The sequence below is a fragment of the Nocardia sp. 852002-51101_SCH5132738 genome (assembly GCF_001665695.1).
Taxonomy (GTDB): domain Bacteria; phylum Actinomycetota; class Actinomycetes; order Mycobacteriales; family Mycobacteriaceae; genus Nocardia; species Nocardia nova.
Genome location: NZ_LZML01000098.1, coordinates 102,306 through 126,883, shown reverse-complemented (window position 1 = coordinate 126,883; position 24,578 = coordinate 102,306). Strand labels below are relative to the sequence as shown.

Sequence of the window (24,578 nt, the reverse complement as noted above, 5' to 3'; positions counted from 1 at the left end):
CCTCCGCCGCACCCTGCCCGCGTGCCGCGCCGGTGATCAACGCGACTTTGCCTGTGAGATCGACCATTCGACTTCTCCTCCTCGAAAATATGCCGAGATCCTGCGCCGCATGCGGCGTACTCGGCTCGCGGCAGTCTCGATGAGCGAGATCGGCGCGTGGTTCGGCTGTGACGGGTTCACTGATTCCGGAAGTGCGGGATGACCTTTTCGCCCCAGTGCCGGATCGTCTCGAGGCATGCCTCCTGAGGCACCGTGCCCATCTGGATCAGGCACAGGATCTCGTCGGCGCCGGCATCGCGCAGGCGTTCGACGTAGGCGATCGCGTCCTCCGGGCTGCCGTAGGCGTGGTCGGCGTTGAACACCGAGGTCGACCCCGCCTTCACCGGAATCTTGGCCTCGTGCAGGTAGGCGACGTGTTCGTCGGCGGCCTCCTTGATCCGCGCCACCTCGTCCACGGTGGGATCCACGGCCTCGTCCGGCACCGGGCCCGCGCCGTAGTAGTGCTTGATCGACTGCGCGAAGAACCGCTGGCCGCGCGCGCCGATCTGCTGCGCCCGCTCCCGGTCGTCGAGCACGATGGTGGGGCACAGGGCGGCGAAGTGGTCGTTGGTCACCGTCGAGACGAACCGCTCACCGGTGCGGGCCGCGATCGCCTCGTCGTAGGTGCGGCGCAGTTCCGCGATTTCCGCCACACCCGCGAAACCCAGTACCAGAGCGCCGATTCCGTAGTCGGCGGCCAGCTTCAGGGTGTCTTTCTTGGTGCATGCCATGAACAGCGGCGGATGCGGTCGCTGCACCGGACGCGGCAGCAGCGCGTGCGGCTCGATGTCGAGCAGGTCGCCGTGATACTCGAAGTCGCCTTCGGGTTCTTGCCACGCGGTGCCGATCATCCGCAGCGACTCCTCGACCTCGGCATAGGTGCGTGCCGGGTCCACCCCGCACATGGAGGTCTCGACCGGTGTCGCACCGCGCCCGGCCCCCAGATTCAGCCGGCCGCCGGAGAGCACGTCCAGCATCGCCGCACGCTCGGCCGCGCGCACCGGATGGTTGAAGTTGAAGGGCATGCACACCACGCCGTGGCCGATCCGGATGCGCTGTGTCTTGGCCGCCACCCAGGTCAGGAAGATCTCGGGGGCGCTCATATGCGCGTACCACTTGAGCCCGTGGTGCTCGACGGCCCAGACGGTGTCGAAGCCCATCTCGTCGGCCAGCACGGCTTGCTCCACACAGTCGCGCAGCACCTGCGCCTCGTGCTCGGCGGTCGGATCGGTCATCTGGGCTTCGAAGATCATCGAGAACTTCATCCGCGTGCTCCCTGTCGTCGCGAGTATGCCTAATCGAAATAGTCCTTTCCGGACCCGCACTGGTCAGCCCGAAGTCCCGCTGGTCGGGACCGCGTCGTGTCGGCGCGGCCGAGCGGCCATAGCGTCGAATGCAACGACGGGGAAGAAGGACGGATGACACAGGAATTCGAATTCGACGTGGTGGTCGTCGGCTCGGGCGCGGCCGGTATGACCGCGGCATTGACCGCCGCCTATCGCGGGCTGTCGGTGACGCTGATCGAGAAGAGCCGCAGCTTCGGCGGATCCACCGCGCGCTCCGGTGGCGGTATCTGGATCCCGAACAATCCGGTGTTACAGGCCGCGGGTGTGCCGGACAGTCCCGAACTGGCTCGGACATATCTGAAAGCCGTTGTGGGCGACCGCGTTCCGGAGGAAAAGCAGCGTGCCTTCCTCGATCACGGGCCGGAGATGATGCGCTACATCGGGGCGCGCAGCAAGTACTGGCAGTTCGTCTACGACCGCGGCTACTCCGACTACCACCCCGAATTCCCGGGCGGGCTGGCTCAGGGACGCAGCATCGAACCGGCTCCGATCGACGGCCGGCTGCTCGGTGGTGATCTGCACAAGATCAACCAGCCCACCATGTCGGGGCCGAAGGGAATCGCCTTCACCGTCAGCGACTTCCACGATCTGAACATGATCGCCCGCACCTGGGCGGGTAAGCGCACCGCGATGAAGGTGGGGGCGCAGGCCGTGGCGAACAAGCTGCGCGGCCGGCTGCCGCTGAGCCTGGGCAAGGCCCTGGCCGCGCGGCTGTGGCTGTCACTGCGCGACGCCGGGGTGCCGGTGTGGCTGAACACCCCGCTGACCGAGCTGGTCGCCGAGGCCGGCGCGGTGGTCGGGGTGCGCGCCGAACACCAGGGCGTTCCGGTGCTGATCAAGGCGCGTCGCGGCGTGGTGCTGGCGGCGGGCGGTTTCGAACACAACCTGGAGATGCGCAAGCAGTACATCTCCGGGCCGCAGTCCACCGACTGGACGGTCGGCGCCACCGAGAACGTCGGCGAGGGCATCGTCGCGGGCCAGAAGGCGGGCGGCGCGGTCGATCTCATGGACGACGCGTGGTGGGGACCCTCGGTGCGCAACCCCGAGGGGCCGCCGTTCTTCTGCCTGGCCGAACGCGCGCAACCCGGCGGCATCATGGTCAATCACGCCGGGGAACGGTTCGTCAACGAGTCGGCGCCGTATGTGAATGTCGTGCACACCATGTACGAGCGGCAGGCCGCAGGGGTGGACCACATCCCGGCGTACTTCATCATGGATCAGACCTTCCGGGACCGGTATCTGTTCCTCGGCAATTTCCCGAAGCGCCCGATTCCGCGGAAGTATCTCGACGCCGGAATCATCACCCAGGCCGATACCCTCGAGCAGCTGGCGAACAAGATCGGCGTTCCCGCGGCGGCGTTGGCGGCCACGGTGCAGCGCTTCAACGGTTTCGCCCGCAGCGGGCGCGACGAGGATTACGGTCGCGGCGATTCCGCCTACGACCGGTATTACGGCGATCCCACCGTGCAGCCGAATCCCTGTCTGGCCCCGCTCGAGCGAGGGCCGTTCTACGCCGTGGAAATGGTGCCCGGCGACCTGGGCACCAAGGGCGGGCTGTGCACCGACGAATATGCCCGCGTGCTCGACGGACAGAACGCGCCGATCGCGGGTTTGTATGCGGCGGGCAACAATTCGGCGTCGGTCATGGGTAACGACTACGCGGGCGCGGGCGCGACGATCGGGCCCGCCATGGTCTTCGGGTACATCGCCGCCAACCATCTCGCCGACGCCCGCGAACCGCAGACCGCGGCCGCCGCATCGGCCTCGAAGCGGGTGACCAACGGCCGCAAGCCCGCCGCACGCACGGGACAGGAGTGACCATGGGCAGGATCGACGGTAAAACGGTCGTCGTCACCGGCGCAGCCCGGGGAATGGGCGCGGCGTTCGCGCAGCGGCTCGTCTCCGAAGGCGCCTCCGTCGTGATCACCGATGTGCTGGCGGAGGAGGGCAAGCAGACCGCCGCGCGGCTGGGCGATGCGGCGCTGTTCCTCGCCCACGACGTGACCGACGAATCCGCGTGGAACGACGTTGTCGCGCAAGCGGAATTGGCGTTCGGACCCGTCTCGGGCCTGGTCAACAATGCCGGCATCGTGCATGTGGATCCGATCGAAACCCTCGCCGAAGCCGACTATCGCAAGGTGATCGACGTCAATCAGGTCGGTGTCTTCCTCGGCATGAAGGCCGTCGTCGGATCGATGCGACGTGCCGGTGGCGGGTCGATCGTGAACATCTCCTCGGTCGGCGGCATCATCGGTTTCTCCAATATCCTCGGCTACACCGCCTCGAAATGGGCGGTGCGCGGAATGACCAAAACCGCGGCACAAGAGTTCGGGCCCATGGGAATTCGCGTCAACTCGGTGCATCCGGGTGTGGTGATGACCGAAATGACCACCGATTCGGCGCGGTCGAATTCGATGTTCCACGATCAGCCGTTGGCGCGTCCCGGCACTCCCGAGGAATTGGCGAATCTCGTGCTGTTCCTCATTTCCGACGAGTCCGGTTACAGCACCGGTTCGGAATTCGTCGCCGACGGCGGATTCACCTCCCACTGACACAAAGGATTTCCGCGGTGAAGAATTTCGCAGGTAAGACCGCCGTGATCACCGGCGCCGGCGCCGGCATCGGCCGTGCGGTGGCATTGGAGTTGGCCGGCCACGGCGCGCGCCTGGCCCTGTCCGGCCGCAATATCGACAATGTCGCCGAGACCGCCGCACTGTGTGAGAAGAAGGGCGCACACGCTCGCGCCTACCGTCTCGACGTCACCGACCGCGACGCGGTGTACGCCCACGCCGACCAGGTGGCCGGCGACTTCGGTGGGTTGAACATCGTGGTCAACAACGCGGGTGTGTCGCTGACCGCCAGCACCGAAGAGGTCAGCTGGGACGATTTCGAATGGATCGTCAACATCAACTTCTGGGGCGTGGCCTACGGGACGAAAGCCTTTCTTCCGCACGTGATCGCGTCCGGTGACGGCGCGATCGTCAATGTGTCGAGTATGTTCGGCCTGGCCGCGTGCCCGACCCAGGGTGCCTACAACGCGACGAAGTTCGCGATCCGGGGCTTCACCGACGCGTTGCGCCAGGAGATGAAGATCGCCGGGCACAACGTCGCGGTGAGCTGCGTCCATCCCGGCATGATTCGGACCGAGATCGCGTGGAAGGCGCGCGCGGGCGCCACCCGGGACCGCGATGCGCTGGCCGCCAACTTCGACCGGCTCGCCAAGACCAGTCCGGAGCAGGCCGCCAAGGCGATCGTCGACGGCATTCGCAAGGACAAGGCGAAGGTGCTGATCGGCAACGACGCCCGGATGATCGACCTGCTGCCGCGGATCTTCGGTTCCGGATATCAGAAGATCCTCACCGCGCAGATGCGCAACGAAGTCGGCAAGTAGCCCACTCGCGGCCGGGCCGGCGATCACCGGCCCGGCCGCGAACATCATTGCGCGCAACGTAATCGGCGCTTGTGCACCTTTCCCGCGGGAGTGCGAGGCAACCGGTCGAGGATCCGCACCGTGCGCGGAATCTTGTATCCGGCCAACCGGGTGCGACACCACGCGAGCAGATCGTCCGCGTCGAACGGCGCCGTCCCGGAGGGCACCACGAAGGCGGCGCCGACCTCTCCGAGGCGCTCGTCGGGTACGCCGACGACCGCGACCTCGGCGATCCCCGGAAAGCCGCGCAATGTCTGTTCGACCTCGGCCGGAGAGACGTTGAAACCGCCGACGATGAACATATCCTCGAGCCGATCGGTGACCCGCAGATAACCGTCGGAGTCGAGAGCGCCGACGTCACCGGTATGCAGCCACCCCCGCGGATCGACCGCGGCGGCAGTGGCGTCCGCGTCGTCGAGATATCCGTCCATCACATTCGGGCCGCGCACCACGATCCGGCCCGGCGTGCCGACCGGCACCTCGCGACCATCGGTACCCAGGATGCGAATCTCGCTGCCCGGCAAAGCCTTACCCACGGTGTGGGCGGTGCGCTCGATATCCGTACCGGGCGGGCAGATCGTGACCACGCCGACGGATTCGGTGAGACCGTAGGCGGTGAACACCTGATCGGCGCCGAGGTCGGCGCGCATCCGGGCGATCAGCTCCGCCGGGATCGCCGTGCCGCCGGTGCCGGCCAGTCGCAGCTCCGGGTAGGACCGCTCCACCGCGAGCAGATCGGTGAACACCGTCGGCGGGCCGGCGAGTACGGTGATTCGCTCGGCCGTCATGAGATCCGCCGCGGATCGTGGATCGAACACCGCCACCGGAAACATGGTGGCCGCCCGCAACAGGCAGGCGACGATGCCCGCCTTGTATCCGAAGGTGTGCGAGAACGGATTGACCAGCAGGCAGCGATCACCGTGGCGCAAGGTGACCGCGCTCGCCCACCGATCCAGCACGGCCAGGGTTTGCCGATGGGTCGTCAGGACTCCCTTGGGCGTGCCGGTCGTGCCGGAGGTGAACAGAATGTCGGAGACTGCTTCCGCAGATACCGCGTCGGTGCGGGACCGCGCGTCCGACAACGGGATTCGCTCGGCTCCGGCCAGGAACTCCGGCCAGCCGGTCGGTGCGTTGCCCGACCGGCGCCCGGTCGGGGACGACTGGGCACCGGTTCCGGCGGAGTCCCGATGCGACCCCGATGCTCCGGCGGATGCGAGCACATCGTCGGCTGTCTGTCGATCCGCCGCTGTGCGGCGGGAGTAGGCGATCTCGGGCGCGGCGCCGGTGCTGTCCGTCGTGCGCGTGTCGGACAGCAGGACCGTGAAATCCAGGATCGGCAGGACGCCCTGATCCGTGAGCAGGCTCGGATAGTCGATTCCCAGAAATCCGCGCACCGTGAACAGCCCACGGCATCGGGTGCGGCGCAGAATGTCCGCCGCTTCCGGTCCGCGCAGCCGGGTGCCGATCGGGACCAGGGTGGCCCCCGCGCCGAGCAGGCCCAGTGCCGTCACGATCCAGCGCGCACTGTTGGGCGCCCAGATCGCGACGCGATCCCCGGCGGCCACGCCGCAGGCCATCGCCGCACGGGTCACCCGCGACGCCTCGACGTGGAGTTCGGCGTAGGTGAGGCGGGTCCGGCCCTCGACGATCGCGCCGGTCGACCCGTTCCGGCGTGCCTGTTCGGATACCAGAGCCGGGATCGTCGTCCACGCTGTCGGAAATTCCGGCTCCGCCGTCATCTCTTCGCACACCATCGCTGTCCGGATATACCCTGTCGAACACACCTCGCCGGCCGCCGGTCGGGCGGTCCACGGCCCATGGTGCCGCAGGCAGGTGCCGCGCAGACCGTTCGCACACCACGAGTCCCGGTCAGTGGTATCGCGCGCGCACCGGCGGGTCCGGCATCCGCTGAGCGGGACCATCGCTACTGGCCCGAGCCGGTCGGCGGCACTCTCGAAGGATGACCGGGGCGGCAGGGGGTTCGATGCCTCGATGGATGGACCGAAGGAGTGACATGACCGCGGGTGCGGAGCTGGCCCAACGATCCGAGACCGTCGTCGGACTGGACGGCAACTGCCCGTTGTCGCGGGACCGGATAGGTGGCAAGGCCTGGAGTATCAACCACATGAGCGGGCTCGGGCTGCCGGTGCCCCCGGCATTCGTGCTCACCACCGACGCGTGGCGTGATTTCACCGAGCGGGGCGCGATCGCCGACGACATCTGGCGGGCGGTCTGCGACGGCGTCGCCATGCTCGAACACGGCACCGGCCGCACCTTCGGCTCGATCCGCCGACCGCTACTGGTATCCGTGCGCTCGGGCGCGGCCGTGAGCATGCCCGGCATGATGGACACCGTTCTCAACCTCGGCATCAACGACGGCGTCGAACAGGCGCTCGCCGCGGCGACCGGCAGCGCCGGCTATGCCGCCGACACGCATCGGCGCTTCCGGGCGCAATATCGCGAGACGGTGCTGCAGACGCCCGAGGGCGTGGTGCCGGCGGACCCGTGGGAACAGCTGCGCGCGGCGATCACCGCGGTGTTCCGGTCGTGGGATTCGGTGCGCGCCAAGGCGTATCGACGCAACCGCGGCGTGTCCGACGACCTCGGCACCGCGGTCACCGTGCAGGCGATGGTGTTCGGCAACCTCGACGACGCGTCCGGCACGGGCGTGCTGTTCAGCCGCAACCCGAACACCGGTGACGGGCCGGCCTACGGGGAATGGCTGGTCGGTGGGCAGGGCGAGGATGTGGTGTCCGGCCGCACCACGCCGCGGCCGCTGAGCGACCTCGCCGCCACCCAGCCACAGGTGCACGACCGGCTGATCGCCGCCGCGGACCTGCTCGAACGCGACGGGCGCGATATCCAGGACATCGAATTCACCGTGGAATCGGGCACGCTGTGGATGCTGCAGTCGCGTCCGGCGAAGCGTTCGGCGCGGGCGGCGGTGCGGGCCGCTGTGGCGATGGCGGAGGAAGGGCTGATCACCCCGGAGGAGGCACTGCGGCGGGTCGGAGCCGACCAGATTCGCGTCGTCCTGCAGCCCGCGACCACGGCGGCGGGTGCGGGCGAAGCGCTGGCTCGCGGCGAATCGGCCTGTCCTGGTTTGGCTTTCGGTGTCGCGGTCGCGGACCCCGACGAGGCCGAGGCGCGCGCGGCGGCGGGGGAGGACGTCGTCCTCGTCCGGCCGACGACCAGTCCCGATGATCTGCCCGGCATGATCGCGGCCCGTGCGGTGGTCACCGAATTGGGTGGTACCACCTCGCATGCCGCTCTGGTGAGCCGGGAACTCGGGCGGCCGTGTGTCGTCGGATGCGGCCCGGGTGTTGTGGACGCGCTCGCGGGGTGCACTGTCACCGTCGACGGCGGCGCCGGCGTGGTGTGGGCGGGCGAGGTCGCCGGTGGAGATGTGGACGGCGCGGTCCTCGACGATGTGCGCAGGCTCGCTGAATGGGCGAATGCGGCACCCGATGAACTCGCGGGGACGCTCGCCGGTGACGCGGAAGTCGTTGTGGCAGAAGCTGTTGTCCGAACCGTGAGTGAACTGGAACTGCTGCGGCTGATCGGGGTGAAGGGCCGGGTGCGCGGTGACGCGGTGGCCGCGAGCCTGGGCGGCGACGCGGACGAGGTGAGCGCGCGCTGCGCGGATCTGGTGGCCGGCGGTTTGTGCGCCGACACGCCCGCGGGTGTGCGGTTGACACCCGATGGGCGAAATCGCCTGGCCGAGTTGCTGATCGCCGAACGCGGCGGGGTCGACACCGCCGCCATGACCGCCGCCTACGAGGACTTCTGCGTGGTCAACGCGGAGCTGAAGCAGATCGTGACCGCATGGCAGATGAAGGATGCGGCCACACCCAACGACCACGGCGACGCCGAATACGATGCGGCGGTGCTGGACCGGCTCACCGACCTGCACACCCGGGTGCGGCCGCTGGCCGAGCGGCTGGGATCGATCGCGCCGCGGCTGGCCCGGTACCGCGAACGGCTGGAGACGGCCGTCGAGCGGATCGCCGACGGTGACCACGCCTGGGTGGCGCGGCCGATCATGGACAGCTATCACACCGTGTGGTTCGAACTGCACGAAGATCTGATCGGGTTGTGCGGACTCAGCCGTGCCGACGAAGCGGCGGCCGGCCGTGCCGAGTAATCCGATCGTCCGGGAATTCGACGCGACCCGGCGCTGGGTCGACTTCGAGGAAATCGACAACCTCCGCGATCTCGGCGGGCTGCCGGTCGGCGGCGGTACGACGCGATTCGGCGTGGCGCTGCGGTCGAGCACCCTGCAGCAGGCGACCGAGGCGGATGTGGCGTTGCTCCTGGGCTCGGTCGGGATGCGCACCCTGATCGACCTGCGGCTACCCGACGAGGTGGAGCGGGAAGGCTACGGCCTCCTGGCCACCGCGGCGATCGAGAAGGTGAACCTGCCGGTCCGCAAATCGGCGCAATCCTCGCTCGCCGCACGGGATCTGGTGCCGGACAAGACCCGCGTGGATCTGGCGCAGCTGTACGGACAGCTGCTCGCCGGCAGTCCGGAGGAGATCGTCGCCGCGGCGCGGCTGGTCGCCGATGCCGACCGGCAGGCGGTCGTATTCCATTGCGCGGCAGGTAAGGATCGCACCGGAGTATTGGCGGCGGTACTGCTCGATGCGGTGGGGGTGGCGCCGGAGGTGATCGCCGCGGACTACGCCCTCACCAACGAGCGGATGACGCGGGTCCGCAACCGGCTCGACGCGCTGAACTCCTATGCCGGGCTGCCGCCGACGAGCACCGGGATCCTGGCTGTCGAAGCGGCCGTGATGCTGCGGTTCCTCGACGACTTGCGCCGCGACCACGGCGGTGCCGCCCGGTGGCTGCGCGAGCACGGGCTGACGGCCGAGGAGCTGACGATGTTGCGAGCCGCTCTGGTCACCGGGTGGTGAAGGCCCTCACCGCGAATAGTCGCGGAAGGTCATCACGAAGGCGGGTGCGGCAATCATGATGAGCAGGATGTAGGCCAGGACCTGCAGGCCGACATACGGCAGCTCGTGCACCCAGATACCCAGGAACAGAACGCCCAACAGCAGCACCACGCCGTAGAGCGGTGTTCGTTGCGGGTGGTCGCCCATACCCATGACTCCACGATACTCAGCCGGGCCGCCGCCCGACAGCGCTCGATGAGCCGCCGGCTCGAACCCTGCTGTGACCGGCGATCCATGGGAGAATCCGGAATCGACGATGGCCGACGCCGGGAGGAACCCATGCCCACCCAACCGTTGACCCAGCAGAACTTCGAGCAGGTGATCGCGAGCCATGCGATCGTGCTCGTCGACTTCTGGGCCTCCTGGTGCGGCTGGTGTACCCGCTTCGCTCCGATCTTCGCCGAATCCGCGGCCGCGCACCCGGAGATCGTGCACGCCACCGTGGACACCGAGGCCGAGCAGGCCCTTACCGCCGCCGCCCAGATCACCAGCTTGCCGACCCTCGTCGCCTTCCGCGAGGGCTTGCTCGTCTACTCCGATCCGGGCTTCCGGACCGCCGCCCAACTGGAAGAGGTCATCCAGCAGATCCGCTGGCTCGACATGGACGAGATGCGCCGGCAACTCGGCGCCCGGACCCCGGCCGTCCCCGCACCGAACCCGCCGATGGCCCGCGCCGGCGCCGCCACCGGCCGACCGCACTACGGCTGGCCGGGTCTGAACCCCGGCTAACCCTCCGCTGACCTGCGGTGACCGTCCACGTCGATGCGCCGCACCCGTGTGGCCCGGTATCGAAAGCTGTCCTGCTGTGCGGACTCGTAGTCGAATTCCACGCGATCGCCCGCGGCCAGCTCTCGAAAGCCCTCGCCCTCGATAGCGCTGAAGTGCACCCAGGCGTCGCAGCCGTCCGGGAGTTCCGCCGCGGCGATCGCGCCCCAGCCCTTCGCCGGACGGAAGAATTTCACGGTTCCGATCGCCATCGGTCCATGATGTCAGTCGCGACGGCGGTCATGACTACCTTCTTTCTCTGGAGGACAGTCCTTTTCGGGCATGACGGAGCGCCGGGCCGGGCGGTCGCCCGGTCCGGTCGTCGCAGGGAAGATCAGGCGGAGGTGCGGAACCGCCGGCGGTACGCGCCGGGGTTGGTACCCAGCCGTCGCAGGAACGCCCGGTGCAGGGTCTCCACCGAACCCAGTCCGGCGGACCGGGCTACGCGCGATAGCGGGAAGTCGCTGGTTTCCAGCAACCGCCGGGCCGACTCGACGCGCGCGGCTTCGACGTAGGCGGCCACGGTGAGCCCCATCTCCTGCCGGAACACCCGCGCGAAATGCCGCTCGCTCAGGCACATTCGGCTCGCCAGTGCGGCGGCGGACAAATCGGCGTCGAGATTTTCCGCGATGTAGGTACGCAGTTGTTCGATATCGCGCCGGTCCGGTGACGTCGAGCAGATCCACGTCCGGAAAGGCCGCGATAACCACACGATGCTTCGATGACATGCCTCCCATCCTCTGGGTTGCCCCGTGGCGATCGCAACGACGGATCACTGTCGGATCCGGTCATGTGCGCGGACGGAACGCCCACCCCGCTGCCGCGGCCAGCAATCCCATCGCCGCCATATAGAGCCAGCCGGCGCGGAAATCGGCGAGGTCGTAGCCCGCGGTGCGGGTGAGGATCGCGGTCAGCACGGCGACGCCGAGTGCCGACGCGGTCTGGCGCGCCATCATCAACGTGCCCGAACCCAGGGACAGTTGATCCGGCGGCAGCAACGACGAGGCGCCGAACAGCGGCGGTTGCAACAGGGCCGTACTGACGCCCGCGAGCACGGCTCCCGGCAGGAAGACCAGCGGATACGAAGCGCCGCAAGCGCTCAGAGCGATCCACCACCCCGCGCCCGCCGCGATGGCGAGCCCACCCAGCGCGGCGGAGGCACGGGCGCCGATGCGAGCGACGAGGCGGCCGGACAGTGGTGACACCAGCAGGCAGCTGATCGGAATCGGTGCGATCCCCAGGCTGGCTCCCAGTTCGGAGTAGTGCCACTGCGCGGTGAGATACAGGGTGCCCGAGAGCAAGAGGGCCGCGAAGGCCAGGTAGTAGCAGAACACGCCGAGGGTGGCGATGCGAAACATGCTGTGCCGCAACACAGCCGGGCTCACCACCGGATCGGGATGGTGTCGCACGTGGTAGGTGAAGGCCGCCGCGAGTGCGACCGCTGCGGCCAGTGTCGCGACCGTGGCCGCCGACCCGTAGCCCCACGCCGCGGCTTGAACGAAGACGGTCGTCAGTGCCGCGGTGGCGCCGAGAATCAGTGCGGCGCCGAGCAGGTCGAGCCGGCGCCGCACCCGCGCCCGGATGTCGGGCAGTACCCGCCATCCGACAGCGAGCGCCGCCATCGTGATCGGCACGTTCAGCCAGAAGATCCACCGCCACCCCCATTCGAGCAGCAGACCGCCGATCACCGGGCCGCTACTGGCGCCCGCCGCGGCGATCGCGGTCCAGATCCCCATCACCGTCGGATGTTCACGAACGTCGAAGGAGGGCAACACGAGTCCGAGGCCGGTCGGAACCAGCAGCGCCGCCGCCGCGGCCTGCACGACCCGCGCGGCGATCAAGACCACCAGTGTCGGCGCGACCGCGCAGCCGATCGAGGCCACGCCGAAAAGTGTCATCCCGATGAAGAATCCACGTCGGCGGCCGGTGTCGTCGGCCAGACGGCCCGCGGGAACCAGCAGTGCGGCCATCACGATCGTGTAGGCGTTGAGCACCCACGACACGGTGTTCGGAGAGGCGCCGGCGAAGGAGGTCTGCAGGGTCGGGAAGGCGACGGTGACTGCGAAGAGGTCGAGAATCGCGAGAAATTGCGCGACGCTCGCCACCGCCAGAATCCGCCACCGCCGCGGCGATCGGGTGATCGGCGTATCCGCGCGAACATTGGCCGTAATTGTCATGTATGCAACTATTCAGTCGCAGAACCATCGGATCGAGTGGCAGATTCGCCAACATGCGCTAGATTTCCGACATGACTGCCGAGGTGATGCGCGAATCCGGACACGCCGGAACAGTGGCGGTCGCGGTGGCGCCGGGTCAGCCGGTGTTCGAGGTCGCGATCCCGTACCAGGTGTTCTTCGAACCGCCGCCCGGGGTCGACGCCGAGCAGTGGTATCGACTGCGCATGTGCGGCCCCCGCGGCACCCGGCATGCGACGCTGCGCGATCCGTTCGTCACGCTGACCGATTACGACTACGACGATCTGATCGCGGCCGACACCGTGGTCGTCCCGGCGACCCCGAACGTGCGCGCGGAGCCACCCGCCGAATTGGTGGCGGCCGTGCGCGCGGCCTACGAGGCGGGAGCGCGCATCGCCGCATTGTGTTCGGGCGCTTTCGTTCTCGCGGCGGCCGGTCTGCTCGACGGGCGTCGCATGACCACACACTGGAAGCATGTCCCGGCCCTGCTGGAACGGTATCCGCACCTCGATGTCGACGCGAGCGTGCTCTACATCGACGACGGGCAGATTCTCACCAGCGCGGGAACCATGGCCGGGATGGATCTGTGTATCCACCTGATCCGCAAGGACCTCGGCTCCCGCGTCGCCAATGCCGCCGCGCGCGGACTGGTGGTGCCGCCGCACCGCGCGGGCGGGCAGGCGCAGTATCTGCGGAATCCGGTGCCGGTCGACGCGGCCGATCCGGGCGTGGCCGCGACCCTGCAGTGGGCGCTCACCCGGCTCGACACCGTACTGACCGTCGGTGACCTGGCCCGGCACAGCGGACTCAGCGAGCGCACCCTGGCCCGGCGATTCCATGCCGAACTGGGCACGACCCCGCTGCGCTGGCTGCTCACCCAGCGCATCATCCGAGCGCGAGAATTGCTGGAAACCACCGACCTCGCCGTCGACGTGGTGGCCGAGCGCTGTGGCCTGGGCAGTGCGGCGAATCTGCGCGCCCACTTCGGGCGTGAGGTGGGTGTGTCACCGAGCGAATACCGTCGGTCGCACCGGAGCAATCGGCACGAGGTGGTCGTGGCGGCGCAACAGGCGTAGACCGGTGCGCCGGCAGCGCAGGGGTCCGATGATCGTGACTAACCCTGCGCCGCGGCAATTCCCGCGCGGCGGCCGAAGAACGTCCCGTCACCGAGCGACGTCCCGCTGATATATCCCTGCCCGTGCAGATTGACCGCCGCGCGGCCGGCGGCGAACAGTCCGGGCATGACGGCGCCATCGATATCCAGGACCCGGCCGTGCCTGTCGGTGTGCAAACCGCCGAGCGTGAACACCGAGGCGCCGGTGCCGCGGCGGTCGCCGGCTTCGGCGGGCGGGCGAATGCCGGCGCGCACATCGATGGCCGCCAGCGGGGCGCGCAGCGGACGTAACCACCGCGCCGCCTTGTGCTGGTCGGGATCCGTTCCGGCGGCGGCGAATTCGTTGTAGCGGCACAGTGTGGCCGCCAATGCGCCCGGCGGCAGATCCATCGCGGCGCCGAGTTCGTCGGCGGTTTCGGCCAGATGGGTCGGCTGCACACCCCAGCGTTGTTCTTCCGGCACGGCCTCGAATGCTTCCTCGTCGACCACCAACCACACCCGCATACCCTGCGTGAACAGCGCCGCCTGGCCGATGCGGCCCGGATAGGTGTCCTCGTTGACGAAGCGCTGTCCCTTGTCGTTCACCACGATTCCGCGCGCTGCCAGTCCGGGAATCAGGGAAATCCCCACCTGCCCCGTCGACATGTGCCGCACCGCCGCACCCGCGGCCTGCGCCATGCGGATGCCGCTGCCGTCGTCGGTACCGGCGCTGACCTTGGTATGGCCGAGCAGCAGCGGGGCGTGCGCGGCGAGCATCTCGTCGTTGTCGACGAATCCGCCGGTGGTGAGGACACATCCGCGCCGGACTCGAATCGTCAGTTCGCGGCCGTACTGCCGGGCGACCACGCCGGTGACCGTGCCGTCGCCGGCGAGAATCAGCGCGGTGGCGGCGGTGTCGAAAAGGGATGTCACACCGGCCGATTCGGTCGCCGCGCTGAGGCATTGCATCAGCAGGCGACCGCCGAAGTCGTTGGCGGTCGGCCGATGCCCGCGCGGGGCGGGACGGGCGATCTCGGTGAAGGGCCAGCTGTTCTCGCCGAGCCACATCAGGCCGTCGTCGGTGGGCGGCACCCACGCCGGGGCATCCCAGAGCGACGGTGCGAACGGCACGCCGCGGTCGACCAGCCAGTGGAAATGCTCGACACTGTGCTCGCAGTAGTCGGCGATCTTCGCGGTGTCGGCGCCGGGGCCGAGGGCGGCGGTCAGGTAGGCGGCCATATCGGCCGGGGTGTCGTCGAAGCCGCAGGCGGTTTGGATCGGGGTGCCCCCGCCGAGGTAGATCTCACCGCCCGACATCGCCGACGAGCCGCCCGGACCGCCCGCGCGATCGAGCACCAGGACTCGCGCTCCCGTGCGCGCGGCTTCGAATGCCGCTGCGGCACCGGCGCATCCGTATCCGACGACCAGCACGTCGGTGTCCAGGTCGTAGCGGGTGATCTCGGTCGACGATCGTGGCGTCACCGCGTGATCCGGCATGGTCTGCCTCTCCTCGGCGGGACGCCGCGCTCGACGGTGAGCGCGGCGTGCCGGTGGTCGGGTGCGGGTGGGCTCAGCGGCCCGGCTTGTCCAGCAACTTGGCCTTCAGGGCGTCGACCGTCGCCGAGTCCACGCCCAAGCCGTCGGACAGGAACCGATCGAAGGAGCCGTAGGACTGCTGGACCTGGTCGAAGGAGGCGTCCAGATAATCGGCCTGGACACCCAGAATCGGTTCGAACAGCGACGGATCGGTGACCAGACCCCGCTGCACCAGCGCATCCATCTGTGCCTTGTTGCTCGCGGCCAGATAGTCGTTGGACGCCAGGTACTCCTTGTAGATCTGGCCCCTGGGCACATCCAGCGCCGACATCAGGATCGCGGTCATCCAGCCGGTGCGGTCCTTACCGGAGGTGCAATGGTAGAGCACCGCATTCGGGGAGTTCGCGATCTCCTTCAGCGCCGAAGCGAACTGCGCCCGGGCCGAACCGTCGGTGACCAGCCAGCGGTAGTAGTCGCGCATGATCTGCGCGGCCTTCCCGTCGCCGAGCTTGTCCTGCTGCACCTGCGGTCCGCCGGCGATGATGCTCGACACCATGAGATAGAAATCGTTGTTCGGATCCCAGACCGACTGCGCGCTGTAGGGGATCGACGACGGCAGCTGATCCGGGGCGGCCTTCATCTCGTTCGGGCTGCGGAAGTCGATGGCCTTGCCGATCTGCAGCGAGGCCAGCTTCTGCTGATCCGCCGGTGTCAGCCGGTTGAGCGCGTCGGAGCGGTAGACCAGGCCGAACCGAATCTTCCCGCCTCCGTGCTGCGTCGGATAGCCACCGATATCGCGGGCGTTGGGTGCGGAAATGCCCAGGGACTGTTGCTGATCCGAGGTGGCCGGCGAGGTGTGGACCAGTGGCGGCGCGGCGAACGCCGGGGTGGTCGCGGCGGGGAGGACGGCGATGAGCGCGGCGGCCAAACCGGCCACCGACCCCCGCAGGACATGCGAAATCGGCACGGGTGGTGTTCCTTTCCTCGAGGTCCGCCGGATCGACGACGGACCACGTCCTGAGCCGCGGGATTCGTTCGCGCGGCGTCGTTTCGGCGAGCCTCAGGCGTCGGCGTCGGCCAGTAGCGTCACGGTTCCGGCGGCGCCGTCGACCCGAACCCGCTGACCGTCGGACAGACCCGTGCTGGCGGTCTTGGTGTCCACCACGCACGGAATGCCGAACTCGCGGGCCACGATGGCCGCATGCGAGGCCGAGCCGCCGATATCGGTGACCACCGCGGCGGCGTAGGCGAACATCGCGGTATGGCCGGTATCGGTAACCGAGGCGACCAGGATGTCGCCGGGCTCGATATCGTCGTCGGAGCTCAGCACCAGTTTCACCGTGCCCTCCACGACACCGGCGCTCACTCCGGTGCCGGTGAGGCTCTCGCCGACGGCGAGCGCACCCGAGACCGGCTGCGGTTCCCAGTGGCCGACCACCAGATCCGGCATCCGCACCGCCTGCAGCCGCACCCGCTCTTCGCGTCGGCGTGCCACGCGATCCTTCAGATCCGCCGGGGCCCACAGCAATTCGTCGAGCGTGAGGAACCAGGCGTCGTCGACATTGTTGAGTTCGTGCCGGTCGACCAGGCGCGCAGCCAGCTCACGGGCCGCCATGCGCAGGCAGTTCGTATACCGCACCACCGCATCGCGGACACGTTCCCGCGAGACCGTGGCGCCGACGGCCATCCGCGCGGTGCGGGCGGTCGGCTCGGCGACCGCGTCGCGCTTCGGCGCCGGGAGTTCCGCGGCCCGGGCCGCGGCGGTGACCAGCAACTCGGGGCGGTCGCCGAAGGTCGGGTTGAGGAATTCGCATTCGCCCGGCCCGCGATGGCCGACCACCGCCAGCTCGGCGTCCAAGGCCTGCGCGAAGCGCGGCGAGCGGCTGCGGGCCAGGGCGACGTCGCCCGCCCGGGCGGCCTCGTGCACGGCGGGTTCCGCGCGGCAGACCGCGGCCAGCCGTTCCACCGCCAGCATCGGTCGCGCCGATTCGAGGCGGTTCACGTCGATCGGAACGTCCGGATCGTCTTTGCCGCGTGCGTGCATGGCGGTCGCGGCGCCGACCAGCATGACGCCGATGGAGGCCGCCGCCCACGACTGATTGAGCCGATCCCGCCACAGCAGTGCCCGCGCATGCAGCCGCGCATCGGTCAGCTTCTCGATGTCGTTGCGGGACAGTGCCTCCCGATGCGAGGCGGCGTTGATCGTTTCGGTGGTGGTGCCGAAGCGCAGTGCCGTCGCCAGCACCCGGCCGGTGGCCTTGGCCGTCCCCCAGGTGCTGCCCATTCCGGTCGGCATCGGCGGACGGCCCTGGGGCTGCAACGGGACCTCGGGCGGGATGGCGCCGTACACGTCGCGGCGGATGCTGTCCTCGTCCCAGCCCGGCATATTGTCAGCGGCGAGGACGCCGATCGAGGCGTTGATGAAGATGTGGTGGCCGAGCACCGAGGTGACGCGGCTGGTCCAATGCTCGAGGGCGATGCCCTCGAGGGCGATCATGTGGCCCATCGCGGCATTGGCGAGCCGGATCGCCCCCGCCTGCAGGTCGATGGTGAGTGGGCTCATCGGGCCCGGCAGCGCCTCGGAGGTGTTGGTGGCGGTGTGTACCGGAATGCGCGGGTCGACCCGATCGTCGAATTCGCCCTCCAGGCCCTCCGGCGCGGCCACCTCCAGCGGATGCCCGTCGGAAGTCTTCGCGCGGGCGGGAATCACATAGTCGGTCAGCGGGATCGCGCCGCGGCGGGCGCGGAAGCCGGTGCCGTGCGCGCGGCGGCCGACCAGGCCACGCGCCATGTCCTCGACCACTTCGGTGCCGGTCCAGCCGTAACAGAAGTCCCAATCATGCTGTGCCGCAGCGGGGTCGAGATCCCGCAGGCGAACTCCGCCGGTGCCCGGGACGCGAGGCGGAATCCGCAGACCGGCTTCCCGCAGCATCGTCCGCGCCTGTGAACCGGAAGCAAGCTCGGGCGCAACGAGGTCCACCGCACCGATGCGATCGGAAATCGCAGCCAGTACCAGGAAGCGTTCCACGTCGTCGGTGTGCACCAGCGGAATCCGCTGAGAGCCGCTCGCGTTCAGCAGTGTCCGAACCACCGCGCGGCTTCCCTCGGTGGTGCGTCGACCGGCCACCAAGGCGGGACGAACCAGCAGCGCCCGCGCGCCGGTGGCCGCAATGGCTGTGCGCGCCAGGCTCTCCCGCTCGGGCGAGGCGAGCACAACCAGCCGGGCACCCGCCTCCTGCGCCGCGGCGGCAACCGCCGCGACCGGTCCGTCCGAAACGTCCAGCACCACGTCGCAGCCGTCCACGATGCCGCGGTAGGCGCCGGCACTGCCGGGATCGGCGATATGCACCTCGATCCGCGGATCCACATACCGGTGCCGAACCCGGTCCGCTCCGGCGACGTCGTGCCCGGCGGCCGCCAGCATGCGCGCCACCGCGCGACCGGTGGGTGTGGTGACTCCGGTGATCAGGACCCGCATCGACTCTTCCTCCTCGCGTGCGCCACCCACGAACGTGACGCCGTTCACACACCATGACGAGTGGATTGCAGGGTGCCCGCGCGAAGTCCCGGTCAGCGGGCGCGGCGTTTCGCTGAGTGGAGTTGGGTTTCGGCCCGCGCTTCGCTCCGGCGGGGTCTCGGCCCCTGCATTCCGATGATCGGGACTTCTCGGGCCCGCCACTCCAGCCCGCCCCTACCGTCGAGGCATCGACCCAGTGCGTGACAGCGCAGAGGCAGGGAGGAACACCGGCAATGGCGAACAAGGTGCTCGATCGGGTGCGGGACCTGCTCCCGGCGATCGGGGAACGGGCGGTGACGGCCGAGCAGGAGCGGCGGGTGCCTGCCGAGACGATCCGCGAGCTGACCGAGGCGGGCGTGTTCCGGATGTTGCAGCCGAGCCGCTTCGGCGGTGCGGAGGAGTCGCCGGTCGCCTTCTACGAGGTGATTCGCGCGATCGCGACCGTCTGCCCGTCGAGCGCGTGGGTGGCCTCGGTGCTGGGTGCGCATCCGTGGCAGCTGGGGTTGTTCGACCCGCGCGCCCAGCAGGATGTGTGGGGTGAGGATCCCGACACGCTGGTCTCCTCGTCGTATGCGCCCACCGGCAAGCTGACTCCGGTCGACGGCGGCTTCGAGATGAGTGGCCGGTGGAGTTTCTCCTCCGGTGGCGATCATGCCGACTGGGCGTTCCTGGGCGCGGTGGTGCCGAACGATCAGGGCGGAGCCGATTACCTGACGGTGCTGGTGCCGCGCACCGACTACCGCATCGAGGACGTTTGGCATGTGTCGGGCCTGTCGGGCACCGGAAGTAACGACATCATCGTCGAGAAGGCCTTCATCCCGGCGTATCGCGCGTACAGCGCAGCCGATCAGTCCGCGCTCGTGGGCCCCGGGCAGGAGGTGAACACCGCTGCGCTGTATCGAATCTCGTTCGCCAGCGTGTTCTCCAACACCATCACCGCGCCGATCATCGGCGCCGCGCAGGGCGCCTACGAGTCGCATCTGCGGCGTCAGCGCGAGCGGGTCCGGCTGTCCTACGGCGGGCAGAAGGTGGCCGAGGATCCGTTCGCTCAGGTGCGGATCGCACGTGCCGCTTCGGAGATCGACGCGGCCATCCTGCAGCAGGAACGCAATATCACCGAGCAGCTGCGCTATGCCGAAGCGGGCGAGGAGATTCCGTACGAGCTGCGGTTGCGCACCCGCCGCGATCAGGTGCGCGGCACCGAACGCGCGATTTACGCGATCGATCTGCTGTTCGAGAACTCCGGCGGCCACTCGATCCGCAAACCCAATGTGATCGAACGCAACTGGCGTGACGCCCACGCCGGCAACGCGCACGTGATCAACGATGTCGAGCGAGCGCTGGCGATGTACGGTCAGGGTGAGATGGGTGTCGAGGTCACGGAGCGGATGGTCTGATGGGTTTCACTGCCGAGGAGACCACCCGCTGGGTCACCGTCGACGGCGTGAAACTGCGGTACCACGAGGCGGGTTCCGGTGCGCCGCTGGTGCTGTTGCACGGTTCCGGCGCCGGGGTTCGGGCTGGGCCAACTTCGGCGCCAATCTCGAGGCGCTGGCTCCGCACTTCCGCTGCCTGGTGCTGGATCAGCCGGGATTCGGCGCCAGTGAACGGCCCGAAACCTACGACGGCAACTATCTGCGGATCGCCGTCGACGCGGTCCTGGGCCTGCTGGACGAACTCGGCATCGACACCGCGCACCTGCTCGGCAATTCGGTGGGCCGTTCGAACGCGCCGTGATCGATTTCCTGCGGAACGGATTGTGAACGCGCGCTGATCCTTTCGCGCCGACGCCGCGGTGGCCGCCGCACCCTCGTGGGGCGCGGCGGCCACCGTCGTCTCCGGGCCGCGCCGGCCGCAGGTCGTGGCCGGCTACAACCCGTGATCGCGCGCCCACCCCGCGATCTGGGTCCGTGAGGTGAAGCCGAGTTTGGTCAGGATGTGCTCGACATGGGTCTCGGCCGTGCGCACCGAGATCACCAGATCGGCCGCGATGCGTTTGTTGCTGTGTCCGGCGGCGACGAGCCGCGCCACATCCTTCTCCCGGCGGGTGAGCAGCGACAGTGCCGCGGTGTCGACGGGCGTGGGGCGCGCGGGCGGGGCCGGTGGTTCCTCGGCGGCGGGCCCGCGGCCCAGGGCGAAATCGATCGCCGCCGGTAGTGTCATCGCGGCCCCCGCGTCATAGGCGGCGCGGAAACCGCTGTCGCCCAGCGCATTCCGCACCTCGTCGCGCACCTTTTCACCCACCGCGCTGGTGATCGTATGGGCCAGGCGCACCGTGCTGCGCTGCAGCGTCTCGGCCGCGCCCATCAGCCGCGCCGACCGTTCCACATCGCCACGGGCGGCGGCCGACCATGCCATGCCGTCGAAACCCGAAGCCAGCCATACGCATCGGTCGAACAGCGCGAATTCCTCGATCGCGCGTCCGAGGTAGTCGTCGGCGGCGTCCTGATCGCCGAGCCGCCACTGATCGATGCCGAGCGTCCACAACGCCAGCCCACCCAGCATATGCGGGCCGTAGCGCTGGGTGAGCACCTGGAATTCGTGGGCCATCTCGGTCGATCGGGGCTCCTCCAGCAGGGTCGCGCACATGAAACCGAAAGCGAGACTGTCCATTTCGGTGGCGTGATGCTCGGTGGCGCGGGCCAGCCGGACCGCCTCCTCGGAGCGGCGCAGCGCACCCGCGGTATCGGCGTCGGTGAAATCGATCAGTGCCGCGTCCAGTTCCGCCTCGGCGAGGATGTCGGACGCGCCCAGATCGGTGGCGACGGTGACGCATTCGCTCGCCAGCCGCGCCGCCGACTCCCGATCCGACAGCAGTGCCGCCAACGAGGCCGCCGACGACAGTGCGCGCGCTCGTTCCCAGCTCGGTTCCGGATTCCGGGCCAGGGCGTCGGTCAGCCACCGATACCCCTCGGAGAGGAACCGGTAATGCTCCCAGAACGGGCGCAGCACGGTCGCGGTCTCCATCGCCAGCTGCGGTGCGTCGAGCATCGAGAATTGCAGGGCCGAGCGCAGATTGGCGTGTTCGCGCGCCAATTCGCGGAACCACGCCAGATCGTCGGAACTCCAGTACGCGGTCTGCCCACGCAGGGCCAGCCCGCGGTAGTGGTCGCGGTGGCGGGCCCGCACCCGGCGCTCGTCACCGTGCGCGACGAGGCGGTCCTGGCCGAACTGCCGGATCGGTTCCAGCATCGAATAGCGCGGCGCGGCAGCGTCGTAGCGCAATCGCAGCACCGACTTGTCGACCAGACCGGTCAGCGCGTCGAGCAGTCCCTGTGGCCCCGGTGGCAGCTGACATACGGCCTCGGCGGCCTCGATGTCGAAACCGCCGGCGAAGACCGACAACTGTTGCCACAGCTGCTGTTCCGCGGGTGTGCACAGTTCGTAGCTCCAGCGGATCGCACCCTCGATGGTCTGCTGACGCTGCGGTGCGGTGCGTGGTCCGGCGCTGAGCAGGTCCATGGTGTCGTCGAGCCGGTCGCGAATCTGCTCGGGCGTGAACACCCGGAACCGCAATGCCGCCAGTTCCAGCGCCAGCGGGATGCCGTCGAGGCGCTGGCAGATCGCGGCGAGGGTGTCGCGGTTGGCTGGGGTGAAGGTGAAATCCGGATTCGCGGCGGTCGCCCGCTCCACCAGCAGCCGCATCGCATCGCTGTCGACGTCGGCGACCGACAGCGGCGGAATCGGCATCACCTGCTCACCGGGTATGCCCAGCACCTCGCGGCTGGTGGCCAGCACCCGCACCTCGGGGGTGGCGGCGACGAGATGGGCGACCAGGGTCGCGCACGCGTCGATGAGATGTTCGCAGTTGTCCAGGATCAGCAGGAGTCGTTTGCTGGCGAGGAATTCGGTGAGCCGGTCCAGCGGCGCCGTGGTGTCGTCGCGCAGATCCAACGCCTCGGCGACGCTGAGGGTGACCAGATCGGGATCGTGCACATCGGCCAGTTCGACCAGCCACACCCCGTCCGGGAAGGCGCGCGCCATCGCCGCGCCGACCTGTCGCGACAGCCGCGTCTTGCCCACGCCGCCCGGGCCGAGCAGAGTCAGCACCCGGGTCGCGGGCAGCAGCCGTTTCGCGGTGGCCAGTTCGTCGCGGCGGCCGACGAAACTGGTGACCTCGGCGGGAAGATTCCCGGTGACACGCCGCGCCATGATCGCCAACCCTATCGTGATCGAAACGCGTGCGGACCACATCGGCGATGTCGGTCCCACGTGCCCGCGGACGGTGGAAACGGGAATAGGCTGAGACGGCGAACCGATATTCGACCCGCGGTCCGTCGGGGCCGCGAACCCACAGACCCCTCGTCCCCAGGAGGCCCGCAGTGCGGATCGGCATCATGCTCAGCGAACAGACCGGACCGGATGCGCTCGTGCGCCTGACCGACGAACTGCAGCAGGTGGCCGACGAGGGTTTCGAATCGGCGTGGCTGTCGCACATCTTCGGTCTCGACGCGCTGACCGCGCTCGCCGTCGCCGGCAGCAAGGTGCCGAATATCGAACTCGGCACGGCCGTGGTGCCGACCTATCCGCGGCACCCGGGCGCCCTGGCCCAGCAGGCCGCCACCACCGCGCTCGCCGTCGGTCGCGGACGGCTCACCCTGGGGATCGGGCTGTCGCATCAGATCGTCATCGAGAACATGTTCGGCTACGACTTCGGCCGCCCGGCCCGGCACATGAAGGAGTACCTGTCGATTCTCGGGCCGCTGCTCGAGGGACAACCGGTGTCGTACCAGGGCGAGACCCTGAGCGCGAACCTCGGCCTGACCGCGGGGGAGACCGGCCGGATCCCGGTGCTCGTGGCCGCGATGGGAACCCAGATGCTGAAATTGGCCGCGCGCCGCACCGACGGCACTGTGCTGTGGATGACCGGCCCCGCGACCATCGCCGACCACATCGCACCGACCATCACCGCGGCTGCCGCCGAGGCCGGCCGGCCCGCGCCGCGGGTGGTCTGCTCGCTGCCGGTGCTGGTCACCGACGATATCGATCGCGGCCGGGAGAAGGCCGCGACCGTCTTCGCCGCCTACGGTTCGCTGCCCTCGTATCGGGCCATGATGGATCGCGAGGGCGCCGAGGGGCCGGCCGATCTGGCGATCATCGGCACCGAGGAGCAGGTCGCCGCCCGCATCGAGAAGGTGTTCGCCGCCGGTGCCACGGAATTCGTGGCCGCGCCCTTCGTCGGCGGCCAGGCCGCCGAGCGCACCCGCAAGTTGCTCACCCAGCTGGCGGACTGAGCGACGGTGGCACGCCGGGCGCGGATCGAGGACGTGGAAGCACTCGCCCTGGCGATGCCGCACGTCACCGTGGTGCGCGGGTCCAGCGGCAATCCGGTCTTCCAGGTCGGTGGCAAGTCGTTCATCTTCTTCCGCACCCCGCGCCCGGACGCCGTCGATCCGGTCACCGGCGAACGGTACCCGGACGTGATCGTCTTCTGGGTGCCGTCGCAGTCGGACAAGCGTGCGCTCGTTCAGGATCCGGATTCGCCGTTCTTCACCACCGCTCATTTCGACGGGCATCTGTCGGTGCTGCTGCGTGGGGCCCACATCGGTGAACTCGACCTCGACGAACTGCGCGAAATCGTCCAGGACGCCTGGCTGTCGCGGGCCTCAGCGGCGCGCGGCCGGCGCTGGCTCGCCGAACATCGTCTCTGATCTCGGCGACAACCGTTGCGGCACAAGATATGTCAGTTCGCCGCGGCGGAG

General features: G+C 69.0%; 22 protein-coding genes. 12 read left to right on the top strand and 10 right to left on the bottom strand.

Annotated features, from left to right (window positions below):
- Positions 1 to 202: hypothetical protein (locus A5789_RS37820; protein ID WP_231953383.1), on the top strand; the 202-nt coding region annotated here is incomplete at its 5' end.
- On the opposite strand, the gene A5789_RS13510 is transcribed toward A5789_RS37820, so the two are convergent.
- A complete protein-coding gene (locus A5789_RS13510) occupies positions 177 to 1,304 on the bottom strand; it encodes an LLM class flavin-dependent oxidoreductase (RefSeq protein WP_064906989.1) in 1,128 nt (375 codons plus the stop codon). The genes A5789_RS37820 and A5789_RS13510 overlap by 26 nt on opposite strands.
- A gap of 153 nt (positions 1,305 to 1,457) precedes the next feature.
- Between A5789_RS13510 and kstD the strand changes: the two genes are divergently transcribed.
- From kstD to A5789_RS13495, 3 genes are read left to right on the top strand one after another with little or no spacing between them, the layout of a single operon-like run.
- A complete protein-coding gene (gene kstD / locus A5789_RS13505; RefSeq protein WP_064906988.1) occupies positions 1,458 to 3,203 on the top strand; it encodes a 3-oxosteroid 1-dehydrogenase in 1,746 nt (581 codons plus the stop codon).
- Positions 3,204 to 3,205: 2 nt separating this feature from the next.
- On the top strand, positions 3,206 to 3,937 hold the full coding sequence (locus A5789_RS13500; RefSeq protein WP_064906987.1) for a glucose 1-dehydrogenase: 732 nt from the start codon (positions 3,206 to 3,208) through the stop codon (positions 3,935 to 3,937).
- A gap of 17 nt (positions 3,938 to 3,954) precedes the next feature.
- Positions 3,955 to 4,776 (top strand): SDR family oxidoreductase, encoded by an 822-nt coding sequence (locus tag A5789_RS13495; RefSeq protein ID WP_064906986.1) that lies wholly within the window; start codon positions 3,955 to 3,957, stop codon positions 4,774 to 4,776.
- Positions 4,777 to 4,820: 44 nt separating this feature from the next.
- Here A5789_RS13495 and A5789_RS13490 read toward each other — a convergent pair whose 3' ends face one another.
- Positions 4,821 to 6,569: an AMP-binding protein gene (locus A5789_RS13490; protein ID WP_064906985.1), complete on the bottom strand. Its 1,749-nt coding sequence runs from the start codon at positions 6,567 to 6,569 to the stop codon at positions 4,821 to 4,823.
- Between the two features lie 260 nt (positions 6,570 to 6,829).
- On the opposite strand from A5789_RS13490, the gene A5789_RS13485 reads away from it, so the two are divergent.
- Together A5789_RS13485 and A5789_RS13480 are read left to right on the top strand one after the other, a co-directional pair.
- Positions 6,830 to 8,959: a pyruvate, phosphate dikinase gene (locus A5789_RS13485; RefSeq protein ID WP_064906984.1), complete on the top strand. Its 2,130-nt coding sequence runs from the start codon at positions 6,830 to 6,832 to the stop codon at positions 8,957 to 8,959.
- A complete protein-coding gene (locus tag A5789_RS13480; protein WP_231956643.1) occupies positions 8,949 to 9,731 on the top strand; it encodes a tyrosine-protein phosphatase in 783 nt (260 codons plus the stop codon). The genes A5789_RS13485 and A5789_RS13480 overlap by 11 nt, the downstream gene beginning before the upstream one ends.
- A 6-nt stretch (positions 9,732 to 9,737) precedes the next feature.
- Here A5789_RS13480 and A5789_RS13475 read toward each other — a convergent pair whose 3' ends face one another.
- Complete coding sequence (locus A5789_RS13475) at positions 9,738 to 9,923, bottom strand: hypothetical protein (protein ID WP_063015500.1); 186 nt, start codon at positions 9,921 to 9,923, stop codon at positions 9,738 to 9,740.
- 126 nt (positions 9,924 to 10,049) lie between these two features.
- On the opposite strand from A5789_RS13475, the gene A5789_RS13470 reads away from it, so the two are divergent.
- A complete protein-coding gene (locus A5789_RS13470) occupies positions 10,050 to 10,499 on the top strand; it encodes a co-chaperone YbbN (protein WP_036522809.1) in 450 nt (149 codons plus the stop codon).
- On the opposite strand, the gene A5789_RS13465 is transcribed toward A5789_RS13470, so the two are convergent.
- The 3 genes from A5789_RS13465 to A5789_RS13455 form a co-directional block, all read right to left on the bottom strand.
- Positions 10,496 to 10,747, bottom strand: coding sequence for a cold-shock protein (locus A5789_RS13465; protein WP_064906983.1), 252 nt, complete (start codon positions 10,745 to 10,747; stop codon positions 10,496 to 10,498). The two genes, A5789_RS13470 and A5789_RS13465, sit on opposite strands and share 4 nt — an antisense overlap.
- Before the next feature lie 122 nt (positions 10,748 to 10,869).
- Positions 10,870 to 11,247, bottom strand: a complete 378-nt coding sequence (locus A5789_RS36565) for a helix-turn-helix domain-containing protein (RefSeq protein WP_227462731.1) — start codon at positions 11,245 to 11,247, stop codon at positions 10,870 to 10,872.
- Positions 11,248 to 11,323: 76 nt separating this feature from the next.
- Positions 11,324 to 12,712 carry an MFS transporter gene (locus tag A5789_RS13455; protein ID WP_155525580.1) on the bottom strand — a complete coding sequence of 463 codons (1,389 nt, stop codon included), beginning with the start codon at positions 12,710 to 12,712 and terminating at the stop codon, positions 11,324 to 11,326.
- 71 nt (positions 12,713 to 12,783) lie between these two features.
- Between A5789_RS13455 and A5789_RS13450 the strand changes: the two genes are divergently transcribed.
- On the top strand, positions 12,784 to 13,806 hold the full coding sequence (locus A5789_RS13450; protein ID WP_218022043.1) for a GlxA family transcriptional regulator: 1,023 nt from the start codon (positions 12,784 to 12,786) through the stop codon (positions 13,804 to 13,806).
- A 38-nt stretch (positions 13,807 to 13,844) separates the two neighbouring features.
- Here A5789_RS13450 and A5789_RS13445 read toward each other — a convergent pair whose 3' ends face one another.
- From A5789_RS13445 to A5789_RS13435, 3 genes are all read right to left on the bottom strand, one after another.
- Entirely contained in the window at positions 13,845 to 15,320 is a 1,476-nt protein-coding gene (locus A5789_RS13445; protein WP_064906982.1) for an FAD-dependent oxidoreductase, read from the bottom strand.
- Between the two features lie 73 nt (positions 15,321 to 15,393).
- Entirely contained in the window at positions 15,394 to 16,326 is a 933-nt protein-coding gene (locus A5789_RS13440; RefSeq protein ID WP_227462732.1) for a tyrosine-protein phosphatase, read from the bottom strand.
- A gap of 93 nt (positions 16,327 to 16,419) precedes the next feature.
- A complete protein-coding gene (locus A5789_RS13435) occupies positions 16,420 to 18,885 on the bottom strand; it encodes a PEP-utilizing enzyme (RefSeq protein ID WP_064906981.1) in 2,466 nt (821 codons plus the stop codon).
- A 224-nt stretch (positions 18,886 to 19,109) separates the two neighbouring features.
- Here A5789_RS13435 and hsaA point away from each other — a divergent pair, with 224 nt between their 5' ends.
- The gene (hsaA, locus tag A5789_RS13430) at positions 19,110 to 20,273 is read left to right on the top strand and encodes a 3-hydroxy-9,10-secoandrosta-1,3,5(10)-triene-9,17-dione monooxygenase oxygenase subunit (protein ID WP_064906980.1); all 1,164 of its coding nucleotides are present in this window, start codon (positions 19,110 to 19,112) and stop codon (positions 20,271 to 20,273) included.
- Complete coding sequence (locus A5789_RS36560; RefSeq protein ID WP_227462733.1) at positions 20,203 to 20,613, top strand: alpha/beta fold hydrolase; 411 nt, start codon at positions 20,203 to 20,205, stop codon at positions 20,611 to 20,613. Before hsaA ends, A5789_RS36560 begins: the two co-directional genes overlap by 71 nt.
- Positions 20,614 to 20,745: 132 nt before the next feature.
- Here A5789_RS36560 and A5789_RS13425 read toward each other — a convergent pair whose 3' ends face one another.
- On the bottom strand, positions 20,746 to 23,028 hold the full coding sequence (locus A5789_RS13425) for a LuxR C-terminal-related transcriptional regulator (RefSeq protein ID WP_063015505.1): 2,283 nt from the start codon (positions 23,026 to 23,028) through the stop codon (positions 20,746 to 20,748).
- Positions 23,029 to 23,198: 170 nt separating this feature from the next.
- Here A5789_RS13425 and A5789_RS13420 point away from each other — a divergent pair, with 170 nt between their 5' ends.
- Entirely contained in the window at positions 23,199 to 24,110 is a 912-nt protein-coding gene (locus A5789_RS13420; RefSeq protein WP_063015506.1) for a TIGR03564 family F420-dependent LLM class oxidoreductase, read from the top strand.
- 54 nt (positions 24,111 to 24,164) lie between these two features.
- Positions 24,165 to 24,527 (top strand): MmcQ/YjbR family DNA-binding protein, encoded by a 363-nt coding sequence (locus tag A5789_RS35590; protein ID WP_082940687.1) that lies wholly within the window; start codon positions 24,165 to 24,167, stop codon positions 24,525 to 24,527.
- Positions 24,528 to 24,578: the final 51 nt, after the last annotated feature.

Coding starts and splice junctions, on each gene's coding strand:
- hsaA (WP_064906980.1), top strand. CDS start 19,110: ATGGCGAACAAGGTGCTCGATCGGGTGCGGGACCTGCTCCCGGCGATC.
- A5789_RS13485 (WP_064906984.1), top strand. CDS start 6,830: ATGACCGCGGGTGCGGAGCTGGCCCAACGATCCGAGACCGTCGTCGGA.
- A5789_RS13455 (WP_155525580.1), bottom strand. CDS start 12,712: ATGACAATTACGGCCAATGTTCGCGCGGATACGCCGATCACCCGATCG.
- A5789_RS13490 (WP_064906985.1), bottom strand. CDS start 6,569: ATGGTGTGCGAAGAGATGACGGCGGAGCCGGAATTTCCGACAGCGTGG.
- A5789_RS13470 (WP_036522809.1), top strand. CDS start 10,050: ATGCCCACCCAACCGTTGACCCAGCAGAACTTCGAGCAGGTGATCGCG.
- kstD (WP_064906988.1), top strand. CDS start 1,458: ATGACACAGGAATTCGAATTCGACGTGGTGGTCGTCGGCTCGGGCGCG.
- A5789_RS13465 (WP_064906983.1), bottom strand. CDS start 10,747: ATGGCGATCGGAACCGTGAAATTCTTCCGTCCGGCGAAGGGCTGGGGC.
- A5789_RS13445 (WP_064906982.1), bottom strand. CDS start 15,320: ATGCCGGATCACGCGGTGACGCCACGATCGTCGACCGAGATCACCCGC.
- A5789_RS13500 (WP_064906987.1), top strand. CDS start 3,206: ATGGGCAGGATCGACGGTAAAACGGTCGTCGTCACCGGCGCAGCCCGG.
- A5789_RS35590 (WP_082940687.1), top strand. CDS start 24,165: ATGCCGCACGTCACCGTGGTGCGCGGGTCCAGCGGCAATCCGGTCTTC.
- A5789_RS13450 (WP_218022043.1), top strand. CDS start 12,784: ATGACTGCCGAGGTGATGCGCGAATCCGGACACGCCGGAACAGTGGCG.
- A5789_RS13425 (WP_063015505.1), bottom strand. CDS start 23,028: ATGGCGCGGCGTGTCACCGGGAATCTTCCCGCCGAGGTCACCAGTTTC.
- A5789_RS13510 (WP_064906989.1), bottom strand. CDS start 1,304: ATGAAGTTCTCGATGATCTTCGAAGCCCAGATGACCGATCCGACCGCC.
- A5789_RS13475 (WP_063015500.1), bottom strand. CDS start 9,923: ATGGGTATGGGCGACCACCCGCAACGAACACCGCTCTACGGCGTGGTG.
- A5789_RS36560 (WP_227462733.1), top strand. CDS start 20,203: ATGTCGAGCGAGCGCTGGCGATGTACGGTCAGGGTGAGATGGGTGTCG.